The 16,370-nt window shown below is 33.3% G+C and carries 13 protein-coding genes; 2 read left to right on the plus strand and 11 right to left on the minus strand.

Annotated features, from left to right (window positions below; genetic code table 11):
- Positions 1-18: 18 nt before the first annotated feature.
- The 6 genes from BUA03_RS03950 to BUA03_RS03975 all read right to left on the minus strand — a co-directional run bounded on the left by BUA03_RS03950 (position 19) and on the right by BUA03_RS03975 (position 6,199).
- The gene (locus tag BUA03_RS03950; protein WP_066078735.1) at positions 19-627 is read right to left on the minus strand and encodes a hypothetical protein; all 609 of its coding nucleotides are present in this window, start codon (positions 625-627) and stop codon (positions 19-21) included.
- 2 nt (positions 628-629) lie between these two features.
- Positions 630-1,421 (minus strand): (Fe-S)-binding protein, encoded by a 792-nt coding sequence (locus BUA03_RS03955; protein ID WP_066078732.1) that lies wholly within the window; start codon positions 1,419-1,421, stop codon positions 630-632.
- 72 nt (positions 1,422-1,493) lie between these two features.
- The gene (locus tag BUA03_RS03960; protein ID WP_066078729.1) at positions 1,494-2,828 is read right to left on the minus strand and encodes a 4Fe-4S dicluster domain-containing protein; all 1,335 of its coding nucleotides are present in this window, start codon (positions 2,826-2,828) and stop codon (positions 1,494-1,496) included.
- A 5-nt stretch (positions 2,829-2,833) separates the two neighbouring features.
- Entirely contained in the window at positions 2,834-3,799 is a 966-nt protein-coding gene (locus tag BUA03_RS03965) for an MlaD family protein (RefSeq protein ID WP_066078725.1), read from the minus strand.
- A 50-nt stretch (positions 3,800-3,849) separates the two neighbouring features.
- Positions 3,850-4,980: an N-acetylmuramoyl-L-alanine amidase family protein gene (locus tag BUA03_RS03970; protein WP_066078722.1), complete on the minus strand. Its 1,131-nt coding sequence runs from the start codon at positions 4,978-4,980 to the stop codon at positions 3,850-3,852.
- Positions 4,981-5,032: 52 nt separating this feature from the next.
- Positions 5,033-6,199, minus strand: coding sequence for an N-acetylmuramoyl-L-alanine amidase family protein (locus BUA03_RS03975; RefSeq protein ID WP_066078719.1), 1,167 nt, complete (start codon positions 6,197-6,199; stop codon positions 5,033-5,035).
- 83 nt (positions 6,200-6,282) lie between these two features.
- On the opposite strand from BUA03_RS03975, the gene BUA03_RS03980 reads away from it, so the two are divergent.
- Positions 6,283-9,033, plus strand: coding sequence for a putative LPS assembly protein LptD (locus tag BUA03_RS03980; protein ID WP_066078716.1), 2,751 nt, complete (start codon positions 6,283-6,285; stop codon positions 9,031-9,033).
- Positions 9,034-9,088: 55 nt separating this feature from the next.
- A complete protein-coding gene (locus BUA03_RS03985) occupies positions 9,089-9,469 on the plus strand; it encodes a RidA family protein (RefSeq protein ID WP_066078713.1) in 381 nt (126 codons plus the stop codon).
- Positions 9,470-9,600: 131 nt separating this feature from the next.
- On the opposite strand, the gene BUA03_RS03990 is transcribed toward BUA03_RS03985, so the two are convergent.
- The 5 genes from BUA03_RS03990 to BUA03_RS04010 all read right to left on the minus strand — a co-directional run bounded on the left by BUA03_RS03990 (position 9,601) and on the right by BUA03_RS04010 (position 16,133).
- Positions 9,601-10,452: an N-acetylglucosamine kinase gene (locus BUA03_RS03990; protein WP_066078709.1), complete on the minus strand. Its 852-nt coding sequence runs from the start codon at positions 10,450-10,452 to the stop codon at positions 9,601-9,603.
- Between the two features lie 133 nt (positions 10,453-10,585).
- Entirely contained in the window at positions 10,586-11,590 is a 1,005-nt protein-coding gene (gap, locus tag BUA03_RS03995; RefSeq protein ID WP_066078704.1) for a type I glyceraldehyde-3-phosphate dehydrogenase, read from the minus strand.
- A 74-nt stretch (positions 11,591-11,664) separates the two neighbouring features.
- Positions 11,665-12,651: a 6-phosphofructokinase gene (gene pfkA / locus BUA03_RS04000; protein WP_066078701.1), complete on the minus strand. Its 987-nt coding sequence runs from the start codon at positions 12,649-12,651 to the stop codon at positions 11,665-11,667.
- 500 nt (positions 12,652-13,151) lie between these two features.
- On the minus strand, positions 13,152-14,567 hold the full coding sequence (locus tag BUA03_RS04005) for an MBL fold metallo-hydrolase (protein ID WP_066078699.1): 1,416 nt from the start codon (positions 14,565-14,567) through the stop codon (positions 13,152-13,154).
- Positions 14,568-14,852: 285 nt separating this feature from the next.
- Complete coding sequence (locus BUA03_RS04010; RefSeq protein WP_066078697.1) at positions 14,853-16,133, minus strand: NAD(P)/FAD-dependent oxidoreductase; 1,281 nt, start codon at positions 16,131-16,133, stop codon at positions 14,853-14,855.
- Positions 16,134-16,370 lie beyond the last annotated feature (237 nt).

Genomic DNA, 16,370 nt, shown 5'->3' on the forward strand with positions numbered 1-16,370 from the left:
TTTTAAAAAATCAAAACGTTATATTTTTTCTAGATTAGTTATAATTTTAAAATATCTAAATTCTTTATTTTGTGGATCAAAGAGTTCAATTTCAGTATAACTCACCTTTATTTTGTCTTTTTTATTGATCTCCTTATTAGTTAATAAAGAGGCTGTTTCAAAGTAATCTAATAAAAGAAAATTAAAATTTCTTCCATTTTTATCTTTTAACTGAATAGACAGGAACTGTTCCGATTTTATTTCTATCACTTCTCCTTCAACAAAAGAGCTTTCTTTTTCTACAGCATTGGAATCATCATCTTCAATGGATCTTCTGCCCATTTCCATTATAATTTCAGGACAACTCACCATCATTTTCATTGCTACTTTCTCTCCTAAGCCTCGCATTCCCTCTTCATCATCAAAACTGATTTTATCTTTCGGTTCGAATTCTGAAGCATGAGTAGAATAACTTTGTATCATGCATAATCCAACTTGGGTTTGCATCTCTTTTTTATTCATCGCTGAATAATTTATTTTTTTAGCTTCTAAACAACCGCACGTTTCTTTTCCAATCACATCATAGACGTCCTGAGCGTACGAAAAAGAAGAACAAAGAGCCACCGTTATAAAAAATACTTTTCTCATTATTACAAATCCTGCGCATTAGCAATCAGTTCTGCAATATCCATCACTTTTACTTCGCCTTCCTTTTCTTTATTTTTAATTCCATCAGTCATCATGGTATTACAAAAAGGACAGCCAGCAGCAATAATTTCAGGTTTTGTTTCTAAAGCATCTTCTGTTCTTTCAATGTTAACTTCTTTATTTCCGGGTTCAGCGTCTTTGAACATTTGAGCACCACCGGCGCCACAACACAGTCCGTTAGCTTTAGAACGCTTCATTTCCACTAATTCAGCATCCAATTTAAGGATCAACTCCCTTGGTGCTTCATAAACATTATTGGCTCTGCCTAAATAGCACGGATCATGAAATGTAATGCGTTTCCCTTTGAATTGTCCTCCCTCAATTGTTAGTCTTCCATCATCTAATAATGATTTTAAAAATTCAGTGTGGTGCACTACTTCATATTTCCCACCTAATTCAGGGTATTCGTTTTTAAGAGTATTAAAACAATGAGGACAAGCGGTAACAATTTTTTTTGCTTCATAAGCGTTTAAAACCTCGATATTCATCATGGCTTGCATTTGAAATAAAAATTCATTTCCAGCTCTTTTAGCAGGATCTCCAGTACAGCTTTCTTCGGTACCCAAGACTGCAAAAGGAACATTAGCCCGATTCAAAATACGAACAAATGCCTTTGTTATTTTTTTTGCTCTATCATCAAAACTTCCTGCACATCCTACCCAAAATAAAACTTCTGGTTGTTTTCCTTGAGCTAACATTTCGGCCATTGTTGGCACTATTAAATTCTCTGACATAACTTTTATTTTTTTTCAAATGGTCAAAAAAAACCTATTTGTAAGTATTGTAAAATCCTCCTTAATACAAAATTAATTTTCGTTTTTCCAATTCAATCTATCTTGCTGATTGTATTGCCATGGTGCGCCATTATTCTCAATATTGGTCATCATTGCATTTACAGGCATTGGAGCTGCGCTTTGTTCCATTACTAAATAGCGCCTCATATCCATAATAATAGAAAGTGGACTAATATTTACGGGACATTCTTCAACGCAGGCATTACATGATGTGCATGCCCATAGCTCTTCTGCTGTGATATAGTCGTTTAATAAGGTTTTGTTATCAGGAATAAAAATACCCTTATTGGCATCTATATTTCTTCCTACTTCTTCCATTCTATCTCTTGTGTCCATCATGATTTTGCGAGGAGACAATTTTTTCCCTGTTATATTGGCGGGACAGGAAGAGGTGCATCGACCACATTCTGTACACGTATAAGCATTCAACAATTGAACCCAATTTAAATCCTGAATATCACTAGCGCCAAATTTACTTGGTATTGCATTTTCATCAACTGGCGCTGCTGCAAATGGATCTGCGGTAGGGTCCATCATTAGTTTTACTTCTTTGGTAACGGATTCTAAATTATCAAATTGTCCTTGTGGATTTAAATCAGCAAAATAGGTGTTAGGAAACGCCAATAGGATATGTAAATGCTTAGAAAAATACAAGTAATTCATAAAAATTAAAATACCCGTAATATGCAACCACCAAAATATTTCTGAAAGAATCATGACTAATTCATTAGACATTCCATTAAAAATTGGTTCAATAAATTGACTTATAGGAAACGAACCCGCTTTTATAAAATGAGAAAAACCTCCAGGTACATTCTGTAAATGCAAATCAGAAGCATTCATTAATAAGAACAATGTCATTAATACTACCTCAAAATACAAGATGTAATTTCCATCATTTTTAGGCCAACCTTTTAAGTCTGAACTTACAAATCGTTTTAGTTTGATTGCGTTTCTACGACTCCAAAAAGCAAAAACAGCCACTAAAACTAAAAATGCCAAAATTTCAAAAGAAGCAATTAGTACATCATACGTAGTTCCTATAAAGGCAAAAACGCGGTGCGTACCAAAAAGTCCATCGATTATGATTTCTAGCAACTCTATATTAATAACCACAAATCCCACATAAACAATAATATGCAGAATTCCTGCAACAGGGCGTTTGACCATTTTTGATTGACCAAGGGCAATCATAGCCATGTTAGTCCACCGTGCTTTTGGATTATCAGAACGATTTACATTCGTTCCTAGATTAATATTTCTTCTGATTTTTTTGACGCTTGTAAAAAAATATCCGAAACCAATTACCAATAGTATGGCAAATAAAATGTTGTCTAAGTAGCTCATATTTACTATTTTTTTTCTACAGAAATAGAATCATTTTCAGGACCGACGTATGGTTTATTTTTTTTACCAAAGACAGAGATGTTGACATATCGTGTTGGATAAAGTCTTATATCTTGTAATAATAATTCTAATTCTTTGGTGGACGTTTTAACATTTTGATAGAACGCATCATCATTTAATAATTTGCCCATCGAACCTTTACCTGACTCTAATCCAGTCACAATTCCATCTACTCTTGCTAAAGTTGCATTCAAATTTTTAACTGTTTTCCCCAAATCAGCTTTATCAAGTGAGTCTGAAATTTTAGAGAAATTTCCAGATATTTTATTGAAATTGGTTACCACACCATTTATTTGAGTTTTATTAGTGTTTAATAGGTCATTAACACTCCTGGAAACTTTATGGAATTGTTCTACCGTTTTACTCAATTCAGCTAACGTCAGTTTTAAATCCTGCTGCCCTTTTGGATCTAACACGTTATTTAAACCTGAAATTAATACTTCCGTACTTCCCAATAACTTTTCTAATTTTTCCTGAAGCGGCGCTAATTGATCTCCTACTTTATCGGTAAGTCCCATTTTGACTCCCGCTTGCAGTTTTTGACCATCGACAGCTAAGGTTTTATCTTTAAAATTTGGAATAATTGCAATTTGTTTTCCTCCTATAAATCCAGGCTCATATATGGAAGCGATACTTGTTTTTGAAATTGGAAAATCCGTTTTCAATTGCAATTCTACTAATAATTGACCGGTACCTTCAATTATTGATATTTTACTCACTTTACCTATAACTAAACCGTTTAGCGTCACTGGTGCTGATGTAGCCAGACCTTCAACGCTTTTATACTCTACGTAAAATGTCTTGTAATTAATAAAAAGGTCTCTGCCTTTCAAAAAACTGTAGCCCCAGATAAATAATAATATAGAAGCAATTACTAAAATAGCAGTTTTAATTTCTCGTGTTATTTTCAAAATTTAAGTATTTTTTACAAATTTAATATAAAATATTTGACTTGTTGTTATTATTTAAGCGCTTCTTCTACACTTATACTTTTTCCGTCTCTAAACGCAATAATATACGCAGTAGTATACCCTTTGGATTTAACCGTCTTCAAATCTTTTTTTGCAACCTCATAATCAGTTGTATCACCATAAGTATATTTGTAAAGAGAGCTATTTTTACTTCTTACAGATACATTTTTTAGTCCTTTAAAATTAGAAGGATTTAATTTAATATTTTTATTTCCAGCTGCGAATTGAACTTTAAAAATAACATTGGAACTTGTTGCCTTTGATACTTTACTATCTGCAATTCGTTTTAAATTTTTGCTCTCCACCACGTTATTGGAGGGCATTTTATCATAATTGACGTCTGCTAGTGATCCAAAATATTCTTTTTTATAAGAAATGATAGCGGATGCAATTGCCTCGGCCATATTATTTTGCCCTACATCAGAGTTTAAATAAAGCCCTTCTTTACTATTCGATAAAAAACCAAGTTCAATTAACACACTAGGCATGTACGATGCATCTAAAACCCATAAAGGAGTTTGCTTTATCCCTCTTGATTTTCGATGCAGTTTATTTCTAAAATTACTTTCAATTTTTGAGGCTAAACGTATGCTGCGATCCAAATAATCTTCTTGTAATATTTTTAATCCAATCAAAGTTTCTGGATTTTTAGGATCAAATCCTTTATAGCTGCGCTTATAATCCTTCTCTAATAAAATAACTGAATTTTCTTGTTTTGCAATTTCTAAATTCCCTTTACTTCTAGTTAAACCCATTACAAAAGTTTCGGTACCAAAGGGAATTGGATTTTTAACAGAATTACAATGTATCGAGACGAATAAATTGGCGTCTATACTGTTTGCTTTTTTAGGCCTGTCCTTTAATTCAATAAAAACATCTGATTTTCTGGTATGAACGACTTCAATATCCCTTTCTTTTTCAAGGTATTTTTCTAATTTCAAAGCAGTTTTTAAGGCGATTTCTTTTTCCACAAAACCATGATAGGAATTACCTGGATCTTTCCCTCCATGACCTGCGTCTAAAATAACGACAAACTTAGTAGTAGACTGAGAAATAAGATTGGGAGAGAAAAATAAAATTAAAATTACAATTAGAGCTTTAATTTCTTTAGGTAAATTCAAAGTAGTATTATTTTTTTTGTACAAATTTAATAGAAAAGAATAACAGCAGTTTCTATTTAAGAGCGTCTTGAACAGTAATTTTTTCACCGTTTTTGAATGCAATTAAAAATGCCGAATCATATCCTTTTTCTTTGGCTTCCTGTAACTGTTTTTTAGCTTCATCAAAATCAGAAGTTTCTCCGAACATATATTTGTAGACTCTATTTTCATAGGTTACCGATATATTTTTTAATCCTTTAAAATTTCTAGGAACTAATTCCAATCTTCTGCTACTTGCTGAAAGTTGTACTTTGAAAACTGCTTTGGAATTGTCAACGGATTTATTGGATGAAACTGATCCAGAAGGTTGTGCTGTCATTTTTGCTTTTGCAGAAGTAACAGTATCTCGTATTGGTTTCTCTTTAATTTTTTGAGAAGGACGCTCTTCAAAGATTTCCACTTCTCCATTCCCAAAATATTCTTTTTTATAGCTTACGACTGCGTCAGCGATAGCTTTGGCAATTTCATTTTGACCTTCCTCAGAATTTAATATATTTCCTTCGATAGAATTTGAAATAAAACCCATTTCAATCAACACTCTGGGCATGTAGGCTTTATGAAGCACCATAAAAGGCGCTTGTTTCACTCCACCACCTCTTATTTTTTTTCCTAAATCACCAAAAGCGTCTTCAACCTTGCTAGCTAAGGAAATACTGTTGTCTAAATACTCTTCCTGCATTAGCGTCATTCCAATCATGGTTTCAGGAGAATTTGGATCAAATCCTTCATATTTTTGTTTGTAATCTTTTTCTAATGTAATAACGGAGTTCTCTTTTTTAGCCGCTTCTAAATTAGAAGCTACCTTACTCAAACCCATTACATACGTTTCTGTTCCATCTGCTGCAGTATTTCTATTGGCGTTGCAATGAATAGAAACAAATATGTTTGCATTAAATCTATTGGCAATATTGGCTCTTTCAATTAAATCTATAAAAACATCCGTTTTTCTGGTGTAATTGACTTGCATTTGAGGCGTTGCCTCCAATATTTTACCCACTTTTAAAACGACTGCCAAAGCAATGTTTTTTTCTATACGACCTTCATAAACAGCCCCAAAATCATGTGCGCCGTGACCCGCATCTAAAGTTACTTTAAAAGTAGTAGATTGACTGTAACCTCCTAACGAAATTAGTGTCAAAATAAAAGTTACAATTATTCTAATTTTACTTGTATTGTGCATAAAGCTATAAGTTAATTTAATTAAAAGACTACCACTATAAATTTATTTATTTGACTATTTTTGACAAAAAATAATATGTAAGTTTGACATGTCAAAAAACAGGCCATACTTTTACAAAAATAGCATTTAAACCTTTGCATACAAACTTATTTAATATCGTTTTAATATCAATTTTCCTGTCAATAGGTTCTGGTACGTCATATTCTCAAGATATAACAAAAAAAAAGACTGTTATACCTGCTAACAAACAGGCAGATAGCGAAAAACCAACTGTTAATACTATTAAAACTCCCGTTTTAGCCGTTCAAAAGCAAAGTGATACAATAAAAATTGACAGTATAAAACCTAAAAAAGCTTTTTTGGATGGCAAGGTAAAATACAAAGCAGATAAGTATGCTAAAATTGATCAGAAGAAAAAAACCATTACGCTGTACGATCAAGCAGAATTATACTATCAGGATATCGAGTTAAAGTCCGGTATTATTGTCATGGATTATGAGAAAAATGAAGTATATGCTGGCCGAATAAAGGATTCTACCGGTACTTATACCCAATTTCCAAATTTTAAGCAAGGCGCTAACGTTATTGAACCAGATTCTATTCGTTTTAATTTTAAAACAAAAAAAGCATTAATTTGGAATTCAAGATCCGAACAAGGAGAATTCAAAATAAAAGCTGCCGTCACCAAAAAAGAAAATGATTCTGTTTATTTTTTAAAAGGAGCCCGATTCACCACTTCAAAAGATGTGGACAATCCTGAATATTATTTTCAAACGAATAAAGTAAAGTTTATTCCTGGCAAAAAGGTTGTTACCGGATTAACTAACATGGTTATTGCAAACGTTCCTACACCTATAGCGCTACCATTTGCTTTTTTTCCAATGAGTAAAGAAACCAGTATTTCAGGACTCATTTTACCCAGTTATAATGATTCTAACAACAGGGGATTTTCACTCCAAAACTTAGGGTATTATTTTGCTTTAAGCGATAATTATGACTTAACCGTTTTAGGTGATTATTACACCAATGGAAGTTATGGCTTGCGGTTTGAATCTTCCTACGCCAAAAGATATAATTTTGTGGGCAATTTAAATATTCGATTCGAAAATTTAATCACTAGTGAAAGAGGCTACCCCGATTATTTGAAACAAAATATCTACAATATCCAGTGGTCCCATTCCAAGGATTCCAAGTCGAATCCTAATTCAAGTTTTTCAGCGTCTGTGAATTTGGGAAGTAGTAAATACTTCAAGCAATCCATTAATCAGGTTAATATTGGTTCAAACCTAAATAATACGTTAAGTTCCTCCGTATCCTATTCTAAAACTTTTACTACGGTACCGCAAGTACGAATGTCTTTGACTGCAACTCACTCCCAAAATACGCAAACCGAAGAAATCAATATGACTTTGCCAACACTGCAATTGAGTGTGGATCGAATTTATCCATTTGTAGGAAAAGATGGAGTGAGAAAAGGTTTTATCAAAAACATCAATTTACAATACAATTTGAACGGAAGAAACAGCATTGTTACCACCGATTCTTTATTCTTTAAACCACAAATGTTCCGAGATGCAAAAATTGGTTTTCAACATAGTATTCCGTTAAGCACCAATTTCAAGTTGTTTAAATATTTCAGCGCATCAACGGCTGTGAATTATGAGGAAATCTGGTATACTAAAACAATTGAAAGAAGCTATGATACGGACCAAAGCAAAGTAGTTGATAAAACAATCAATGGATTTGACGCTTTTAGAACTTATTCCTTCTCCTCTAGTGTGGGAACTACTATTTATGGAACATTTAATTTTGGCAAAGACAAAAAAATAAAATCAATACGACATGTCATGAGACCTTCCGCTTCGTACGGATATACTCCTAGTTTTGAAAAATATTATGACACGTACGCTTCAGATGCTAGTGGCACCATGATACAGCAGTATTCCCGATTTGAAAATGGAATTTATGGGGCTCCCGGTTTGAGTAACGCCAATACTTTAGGATTTGATTTGAGCAACACGTTTGAAGCCAAAGTTACTGATCGAGACAGCACTAAAGTTGAACCAAAAAAAATCATGTTGCTAAACAATTTAAATCTCTCCACAAGTTATAATCTGGATGCTGATGGTGTAACCTCCCTCGCTTTTTCACCAGTAAGAGTTAGTGGCGGTACCACCTTATTGGACAATAAAATGAATGTCAATTTTGGAGCAACACTAGACCCTTACGCGATTGACAATTCTGGCAGACGAATTAATGTATTCAATATAAACAACGGAGGAAGTCTTTTTAGAATGACGAGTTCTAATATGACGCTTAATTATTCGATCGCTAGTACGGGGAAAGATAAAATAAAAAAAGACAAAAATTCGCTGAGTCAGCGAAATGGTGGTCGTGAAGATGATTTATTTGGAACAAATACAGATTTAGGAGACAGTCGCAGAAGCCAGTTTGATGATCAGGAAGAAGATGAAGGTGAAGATAAAATTTCACAATTTTTTAACTCTAAATTACCTTGGGACATGACCTTTGCCTATTCCTTGACCTACGGAAACAACAACAGGGAAAACAAAATTATTGGTAATTCTATTATGATATCTGCTAATGCAGACATAACTCCAAAATGGAAAGCAGGTGTCTCTACGGGCTATGATTTTGTACAAAATGGAGTTACTTTTACACAACTGCGCTTTGAAAGAGATTTGTTAAGCTGGAGAATGGATTTTAACTGGTCTCCTTTTGGCACCAATGCCAACTGGGGATTCTTCATTGGAATAAAATCTGGTGTACTTAGCGACATCAAATGGGACAAACGAAGCGTCATCAACAGATAAAGTTTTTAAAACATGCACTACCAATAAATTTAGAAATTATAACGATATTCCTTTTATGAAAAAGATAATTTTTACAGAAAAAGCACCGGCACCCATCGGTCCTTACAACCAAGCAGTTCTTAAGGGAGACACCCTTTATACCTCTGGACAAATTGCGATCAACCCTACAACAGGAGAATTAGTTACTGCTACTATTGAAATCGAGACAGAACAAGTAATGCAAAATATGAAAGCCGTTTTAGAAGCTGCCGGAATGACATTTGAGAACGTGGTCAAAACGACCATCTTTATAATGGATATGAATGATTTTACAAAAATAAATACAGTCTATGGTTCTTATTTTGATGAAAAAACAGCTCCTGCACGCGAAACAGTTCAAGTGGCCTGTTTGCCAAAAAATGTAAATGTAGAAATTTCAATGATTGCGATTCTTTAATCAATTAAATTGCCTAGTAGTATTAGCAGCTTTAAGATAACTATGCTAAATTTAAATAAAAAAATCACTACTATTTTACTTGAATCGAGTAAACTAGTAGTGATTTTGAGTTTAAAGCAACTTTTAAAAAATCAATTATTCTTAATATGATAAGCAATCAATCCATCGATTGGTCTTCTTAGGACATTGCCTAATTGCAATTCGTATTTATCAAATGTTTCTTGTAGTTCTTCTTTCAAGTAAAAGGCAATTGAACCAACAAAATGCACCGGAACCTCTTTGCAATTATCATATTGTTTAATATAATTTTTCACAAAAGATTTCATGCCTTTAAAGATAATTTTTCTACAAAACTCTGTTTCTTTATGTTGAATTAAAAACTTGGCAAAAGTCGCTAAGTACGCATTTGGATTCGGCTCTTTGTACAATTTGCTTTTTATAGCATCTGGATCTAAATCGTATTCTTTTTCAAATTCGACTGCCAGTTCTTTTGGCATTTTATTGAAATAATATTTTCTAATTAATTCTTTACCAAAAACGTTTCCACTGCAATCATCCATGGCAATATAACCTAATGATTGTACTTTTTGATGCAATTCTTTTCCATCAAAATAGCTGCAGTTAGATCCTGTTCCTAAGATAGATACAATCGCTTTTTCTCCTTTTGGAGTAGTTGCATAAACAGCGGCATACGTATCTTCCTTAACATCAATAATGGCATTAGGAAAATAAGTTTGAAAAACCTGAGAAAGAGTAATTTTCATTCTTTCAGTACCACAACCGGCTCCATAAAAGAACAGATGGCTTGCATTTTTCTTATTCTGTAAAATATCAAAACGATCATTGAGACGGTCTATAATCTCATTTGCTTCAAGAACTTCAGGATTCAAGCCTAAAGTTTGCGTAGTAAACACTATTTTTCCCTCATCATCTATTGCAATCCAATCGGCTTTTGTAGAACCACTATCAACTATTAATCTCATTTTTTTTTTGGTTTTTTGGTTTTGGAGCTATCTAATTTAAAAAATGAGTTTAACTGAAAACGCTTCTTCAAAAAAGTAACAAAAAATAAAATCCCGTCAAACTTAATTTAACGGGATTTGTAAATATAAAGAATTATTTTAAACCTGCAATGTGCACAGATAAATCAATCAATTTGCTAGAATAACCATATTCGTTATCATACCAAGATATGATTTTGAAGAAAGTAGAGTTCAACCCAATTCCGGCATGTACATCTACAATTGATGTTCTAGGATCCGATACAAAATCTTGAGAAACTACTAAATCTTCAGTATAGCCTAGAATCCCTTTCATTGTAGTTTCAGAAGCAGTTTTTAATACCGCCATGATTTCTTCGTAAGATGTCTCTTTAGCCACTTTTACAGTTAAATCTACTGCAGAAACATCTGTTGTAGGAACGCGGAAAGCCATACCCGTTAGTTTTCCATTTAATTCAGGAATCACTTTTCCTACTGCTTTTGCAGCACCAGTTGAAGAAGGAATAATGTTTACTGAAGCAGCACGTCCACCTCTCCAGTCTTTTTTTGAAGGACCGTCCGTTGTCATTTGAGTAGAGGTAGTAGCGTGAACGGTAGTCATCAACGCTTCCACAATTCCAAAATTATCATTAATAACTTTAGCTAACGGAGCTAAACAGTTCGTAGTACAAGAAGCATTAGAAACGATTACATCAGAAGCTTTAGCATTTTCATGGTTTACGCCCATTACAAACATTGGAGCATCAGCTGAAGGTGCAGAAATAATTACTTTTTTAGCACCACCTTTGATATGCTCATTTGCTGTTTCAATTGTGGTAAAAAAACCAGTACATTCAGCAACTACATCAACATCAACTTCGTTCCATTTCAAATCAGCAGGATTTCTTTCAGCAGTAATGCGGATATTTTTTCCGTTTACGTATAATTTTCCTTCTTTAACTTCAACGGTTCCATTAAAACGACCGTGTACTGAATCATATTTTAATAAGTAAGCTAAATGATCAACATCTAACAAGTCATTTATTGCTACTATCTCCACATTATCTCTATTGTAAGACTCTCTGAATACAATTCTTCCAATTCTTCCAAATCCGTTTATTCCTAATTTTACTTTTGACATTTTACTTTAATTTTTTTGTTTATTTCTATTAACTCAACCTAAAGTCTAATTTCCTCACAATAAACTTTAACCACTTATGTAGACATAATGTCTGAAACTCTTAATAATTCTCTATCAATCATTGTTTTTCCTTTAATTGCTTGTTCTAAAGGTGTCAATGAAACTGTATCATTTTGCAAGCCAACCATATAATTAGATTTCCCCTCTAACAAGGATTCTACCGCTTTCACTCCTAATCGACTCGCTAGAACTCTATCGAAACAAGAAGGTGATCCGCCACGTTGCATGTGTCCTAATACCGAAACTCTAACATCATATTCGGGCAAATTGGCTTCTACGTAATCTTTTAATTCAAATACATTTTTACCAATTTTATCTCCCTCAGCAATAACGACTATACTTGACGATTTTCCTGATGCTTTACTTTTTTGTAAAGATTCTAATAATCGGTCTAAACCTAAGTCTTCTTCAGGTATAAGAATTTCTTCAGCACCAGCACCAATTCCCGCATTCAAAGCAATATGACCGGCATCCCTACCCATAACCTCAACAAAAAATAGGCGATTATGAGAACTTGCAGTATCTCTAATTTTATCAATAACATCCACTACGGTATTCAAAGCGGTATCATATCCTAAGGTATGACTAGTTCCAAAAATATCATTATCAATTGTACCTGGAATCCCCATTACTGGAAAATTAAACTCCGTATTGAAAAGCAAACCTCCGGTAAAAGTTCCGTCACCACCAATCACTACCAAAGCGTCAATTCCTGATTTAACCAGATTTTCGTGAGCTTTTTTTCTGCCTTCTGGAGTTTTAAATTCTAAAGATCGAGCTGATTTTAAAATCGTCCCGCCTTTATTTACAATGTTATTTACACTTCGAGGTCCCATTTCTTTGAAGTCACCTTCAATCATTCCTTGATACCCTCTATAAATTCCGATACATTCTATATTATGATAAGCACAAGTTCGAACAACTGACCGAATAGCTGCATTCATACCCGGTGAGTCTCCTCCCGAAGTTAGAACGCCAACTTTTTTTATTGTTTTTGGCATTATTTAAAGTATTAAAGTGTAAAATTAGCAAACATTACCCACTTTCAAGGCCGCTTTTTTAATAAATTAGGAAAGTATTCTAAATTCAAACGTTTTCGTTGATAAGTTTTTGTAATTCCTAATTAAATTGAATTTTATTTAACAAAAACGAAAAATAGTGAACTTTTATTTAACAATTAACAATTAGCCTGTTTTTTAATTAAAAAAAAGTCAGTCCTCTACATTATTTATGAATCAGAATTTACAAAAAATTTCATTTTTTAAGTTCAAAAAAGAATTAAAAATTATAAGAAGTACTTTTCAATAATAGTATAATGCAGACTTTTTTAAGAATTGTAAATTTGAATATAATCGATCATAAAGCACTTGAAGATAAAACATTTTTTCGTGAAAAGCTGGTGAAATTTAGAGTACGGAATAGACTGACGAAAAAAAATCAAGAGCAAAAAAAAACGCTACTCTATAGGTAGCGTTTGGATAAAAATAGATCGGCAGTATTTTTATAATAAGGTAGTTGGACAAACATAATCTGTCTTGGAGAGATTGGTGTTTTTAATTGTTTCAAATCCACCAATTACATCAACAAAATTATCCCAACCCCGCTGTTTTAAAATGGATGCTGCGATCATGCTGCGATACCCTCCAGCACAATGCAAAATAAATTTTTTGTCTTTTGGAAATTCAGCAAGATGACTGTTTATTTCGTTTAGCGGAACATTGGTTGCCCCTACTAAATGTTCTGATAAAAATTCGCTTTTTTTCCTTACATCAAATATGGGAGTTTCCTCAAAATTACTGCTTTTTTCGAGTTCTTCGGCAGTAATTCGATCTATAGTATCGGTTTCAAAACCTTTGTTCATCCATGAAGCAAATCCCCCGTCTAAGTAACCAATGGTATGATCGTATCCTATACGAGATAAGCGTACCATACTTTCCTCTTCGCTTCCCAAAGTGGTAACTAATAAAATTTCTTGTTTTATGTCAGAAATCATTTCGCCAACCCACATTGCAAAATTTCCATCTAAACCAATGTTAATACTGTTTGGAATAAAACCTTTTGCAAATTCCTCAGCAGTTCTTGTATCCAGAATTAATGCTCTTGTTTCATTTGCAGCAGCCTCAAATTCAATTGGGTTTAGCGGCGTTTTTGCTTTCTTCATCACAGCGTCTAAACTTTCATATCCTTTAATATTCATTAAAACATTGGCAGGAAAATAGGCAGGAGGAGCAGTTAAACCCGTCAAAACAGCCGTAACAAATTCATTTTCGCTCATTTTTGGATTCAGAGCATAATTGGTTTTCTTTTGGTTTCCTAAAGTATCGGTGGTTTCCTTGCTCATCATTTTACCACAAGCTGAACCCGCACCATGATTTGGATATACAATTAAGTCATCTGATAAAGGCATTATTTTTTCTCTCAACGAATGGAATAGATGACGCGCTAGTTTATCTTGCGTTAACTCTGCAATAACGTGTTGGGCTAAATCCGGTCGTCCAACATCACCAATAAATAAAGTATCACCAGTGATAATGCCATGTTCTTTTCCCTTTTCGTCAATCAACAAATAGGTTGTGCTTTCCATGGTATGTCCTGGGGTATGAATAACTTTAACTTTATAATTTCCTACATCAAAGACTTGTCCATCAGTAGCTGAAATAATCTCATAAGCGGGTTTCGCTGTTGGACCATAAATAATTTTAGCATTCGTTTTACTAGCTAAATCCAAATGTCCAGAGACGAAATCAGCATGGAAATGAGTTAGAAAAACGTATTTTATTTTAGCATTATCCTTAACTGCTCTGTCAATGTAAGGTTGAACCTCGCGTAAGGGATCAAAAATTGCTGCCTCACCATTATTCTCAATATAATACGCTGCATGAGCAATACATCCTGTGTAAATTTGTTCTATTTTCATAATCAAGAGTTTTTAAATAAATACTATTTTTTTTTAATTTTATTATAGCAAAAGTATGTGCAACCTATTTTAACTAGTCTGATAATTATCATGAAAAAATAATTATTTTATGAGTAAATATAGTATGTGACAAATGTCACAGAGAAAAATTAAAGAGGATGAAATACAAAAAACCATCCTGTCAAAGAATGGTTTTTATCATTGTTAATTTGGTTTAATTAAATAGGTTTTTTCGCTAGTAGTCTGTAATCGATTATATAGCACTAGACAATGTTTTATTTAATATTAAGCTGTTCCCTTGAGAATTTTATTCCAATACAACCACGGCAGAATTTTGGTTTTCAGAATCCACATCGTCCATCTTGGTTTGGCCTGATCAAAAGGAAATGTCATTTGGGGTTTGTTAGTATAATCAAATTCTGCTAACATTAACTTTCCGTATTGGGTAGGAATAGGACAGGCACTATAGCCATCATAATAAGCCGTTGGAATCTTTTTATCCATTACTTCTAATAAATTAGTAACGACAACGGGTGCTTGTTTTCGAATTGCCGCTCCAGTTTTACTGCAGGGTGCATTGGTACAATCACCTAGAGCAAAAACATTTGAAAACCGAATATGTTGCATCGTGTTTTTGTCAATTTCAACATAGCCTAGAGGATTTGTAGCATCACGCAAGGGACTATTTTTGATAAAATCCGGTGCTGATTGTGGTGGTACAGCGTGGCACAAATCAAAGTTTAACGTAACAGTATTACTCTTATTTACGTTAGCGTCTGTTGTTTCATTGATGCTATAACAAGCAGCATTTGATTTTGATAGCGATTCTTTAATAGCACTCGGAGTGGCTGTAGTTTCAAATTCAATTGTTTTGTTCTGCCCATTAATCGCAACTGTATTGGCGTTATAATGTACTTTGATATTACCCTTTTCTATAACCTTTTCTAATGTAGCTTTGTATTCAGGAACTCCAAAAATAGCATTTGATCCCGAAACATAATGGACATCGCATTGCTCTAAAACACCTTTTTTACGCCAATAATCTACAGCCAAATACATGATTTTATGTGGAGCGCCTCCACATTTTATAGGTGTGGATGGATTCGTAAAAACGGCCATACCACCTTTAAAATTTTTTATCATTTCCCAAGTATATGGAGCCGAATTGAAATCGTAATTACTGCTTACATTATTCTTTCCTAAAGTTTCTTTCAACCCTTTTATTTTATTCCAATCCAATTGAATTCCAGGACATACAATCAGATACTCATAGGTAATTTCTTTTCCAGAGTTACAAATAACTTTATTTCCTGTGGGATGAAAGGTAGCAACCGCCTCTTTTATCCAAGTCGTATTTTTAGGAATAACCTCTTTTTCATTGCGAACTGTTTTTTTAATATCAAAAATACCAGCTCCCACTAAGGTCCACGCCGGCTGATAATAATGTTTGTCAGAAGGATCAACAATTCCAATATTTAAATTACTTCTTTTATGAAGTAGTTGAGATGCTACGGATATTCCAGCATTTCCACCACCAATTATGAGTATTTGATAATGATTAGACATAGGTTCTTAGTTTTTAGAATTTTATAATTACCAATATTAATTTTTTTAAAACTAACATCTTGTGACTTTTATCACAAATCAAATTTATTTCAAAACGCATTTTACACATTAAAAACTACCGTTGAACACGCCCACCATAAGATCAAGTAAATCCAAAGTTGGTAATGATATTGTTCCCTCTGACTTTTTTTTGATACTGCTTTCTTTATAGATTCTGATCATTATAAAGTCACAAAA

The organism is Flavobacterium fryxellicola, from assembly GCF_900143245.1.
GTDB classification, from domain to species: Bacteria; Bacteroidota; Bacteroidia; order Flavobacteriales; family Flavobacteriaceae; genus Flavobacterium; species Flavobacterium fryxellicola.

Excerpts from the sequence above, each read along its gene's own strand:
- BUA03_RS04010 (WP_066078697.1), bottom strand. The coding sequence starts at position 16,133 with ATGTCTAATCATTATCAAATACTCATAATTGGTGGTGGAAATGCTGGA.
- BUA03_RS03955 (WP_066078732.1), bottom strand. The coding sequence starts at position 1,421 with ATGTCAGAGAATTTAATAGTGCCAACAATGGCCGAAATGTTAGCTCAA.
- BUA03_RS03990 (WP_066078709.1), bottom strand. The coding sequence starts at position 10,452 with ATGAGATTAATAGTTGATAGTGGTTCTACAAAAGCCGATTGGATTGCA.
- BUA03_RS03950 (WP_066078735.1), bottom strand. The coding sequence starts at position 627 with ATGAGAAAAGTATTTTTTATAACGGTGGCTCTTTGTTCTTCTTTTTCG.
- BUA03_RS03960 (WP_066078729.1), bottom strand. The coding sequence starts at position 2,828 with ATGAGCTACTTAGACAACATTTTATTTGCCATACTATTGGTAATTGGT.
- pfkA (WP_066078701.1), bottom strand. The coding sequence starts at position 12,651 with ATGCCAAAAACAATAAAAAAAGTTGGCGTTCTAACTTCGGGAGGAGAC.
- BUA03_RS03985 (WP_066078713.1), top strand. The coding sequence starts at position 9,089 with ATGAAAAAGATAATTTTTACAGAAAAAGCACCGGCACCCATCGGTCCT.
- gap (WP_066078704.1), bottom strand. The coding sequence starts at position 11,590 with ATGTCAAAAGTAAAATTAGGAATAAACGGATTTGGAAGAATTGGAAGA.
- BUA03_RS03975 (WP_066078719.1), bottom strand. The coding sequence starts at position 6,199 with ATGCACAATACAAGTAAAATTAGAATAATTGTAACTTTTATTTTGACA.
- BUA03_RS04005 (WP_066078699.1), bottom strand. The coding sequence starts at position 14,567 with ATGAAAATAGAACAAATTTACACAGGATGTATTGCTCATGCAGCGTAT.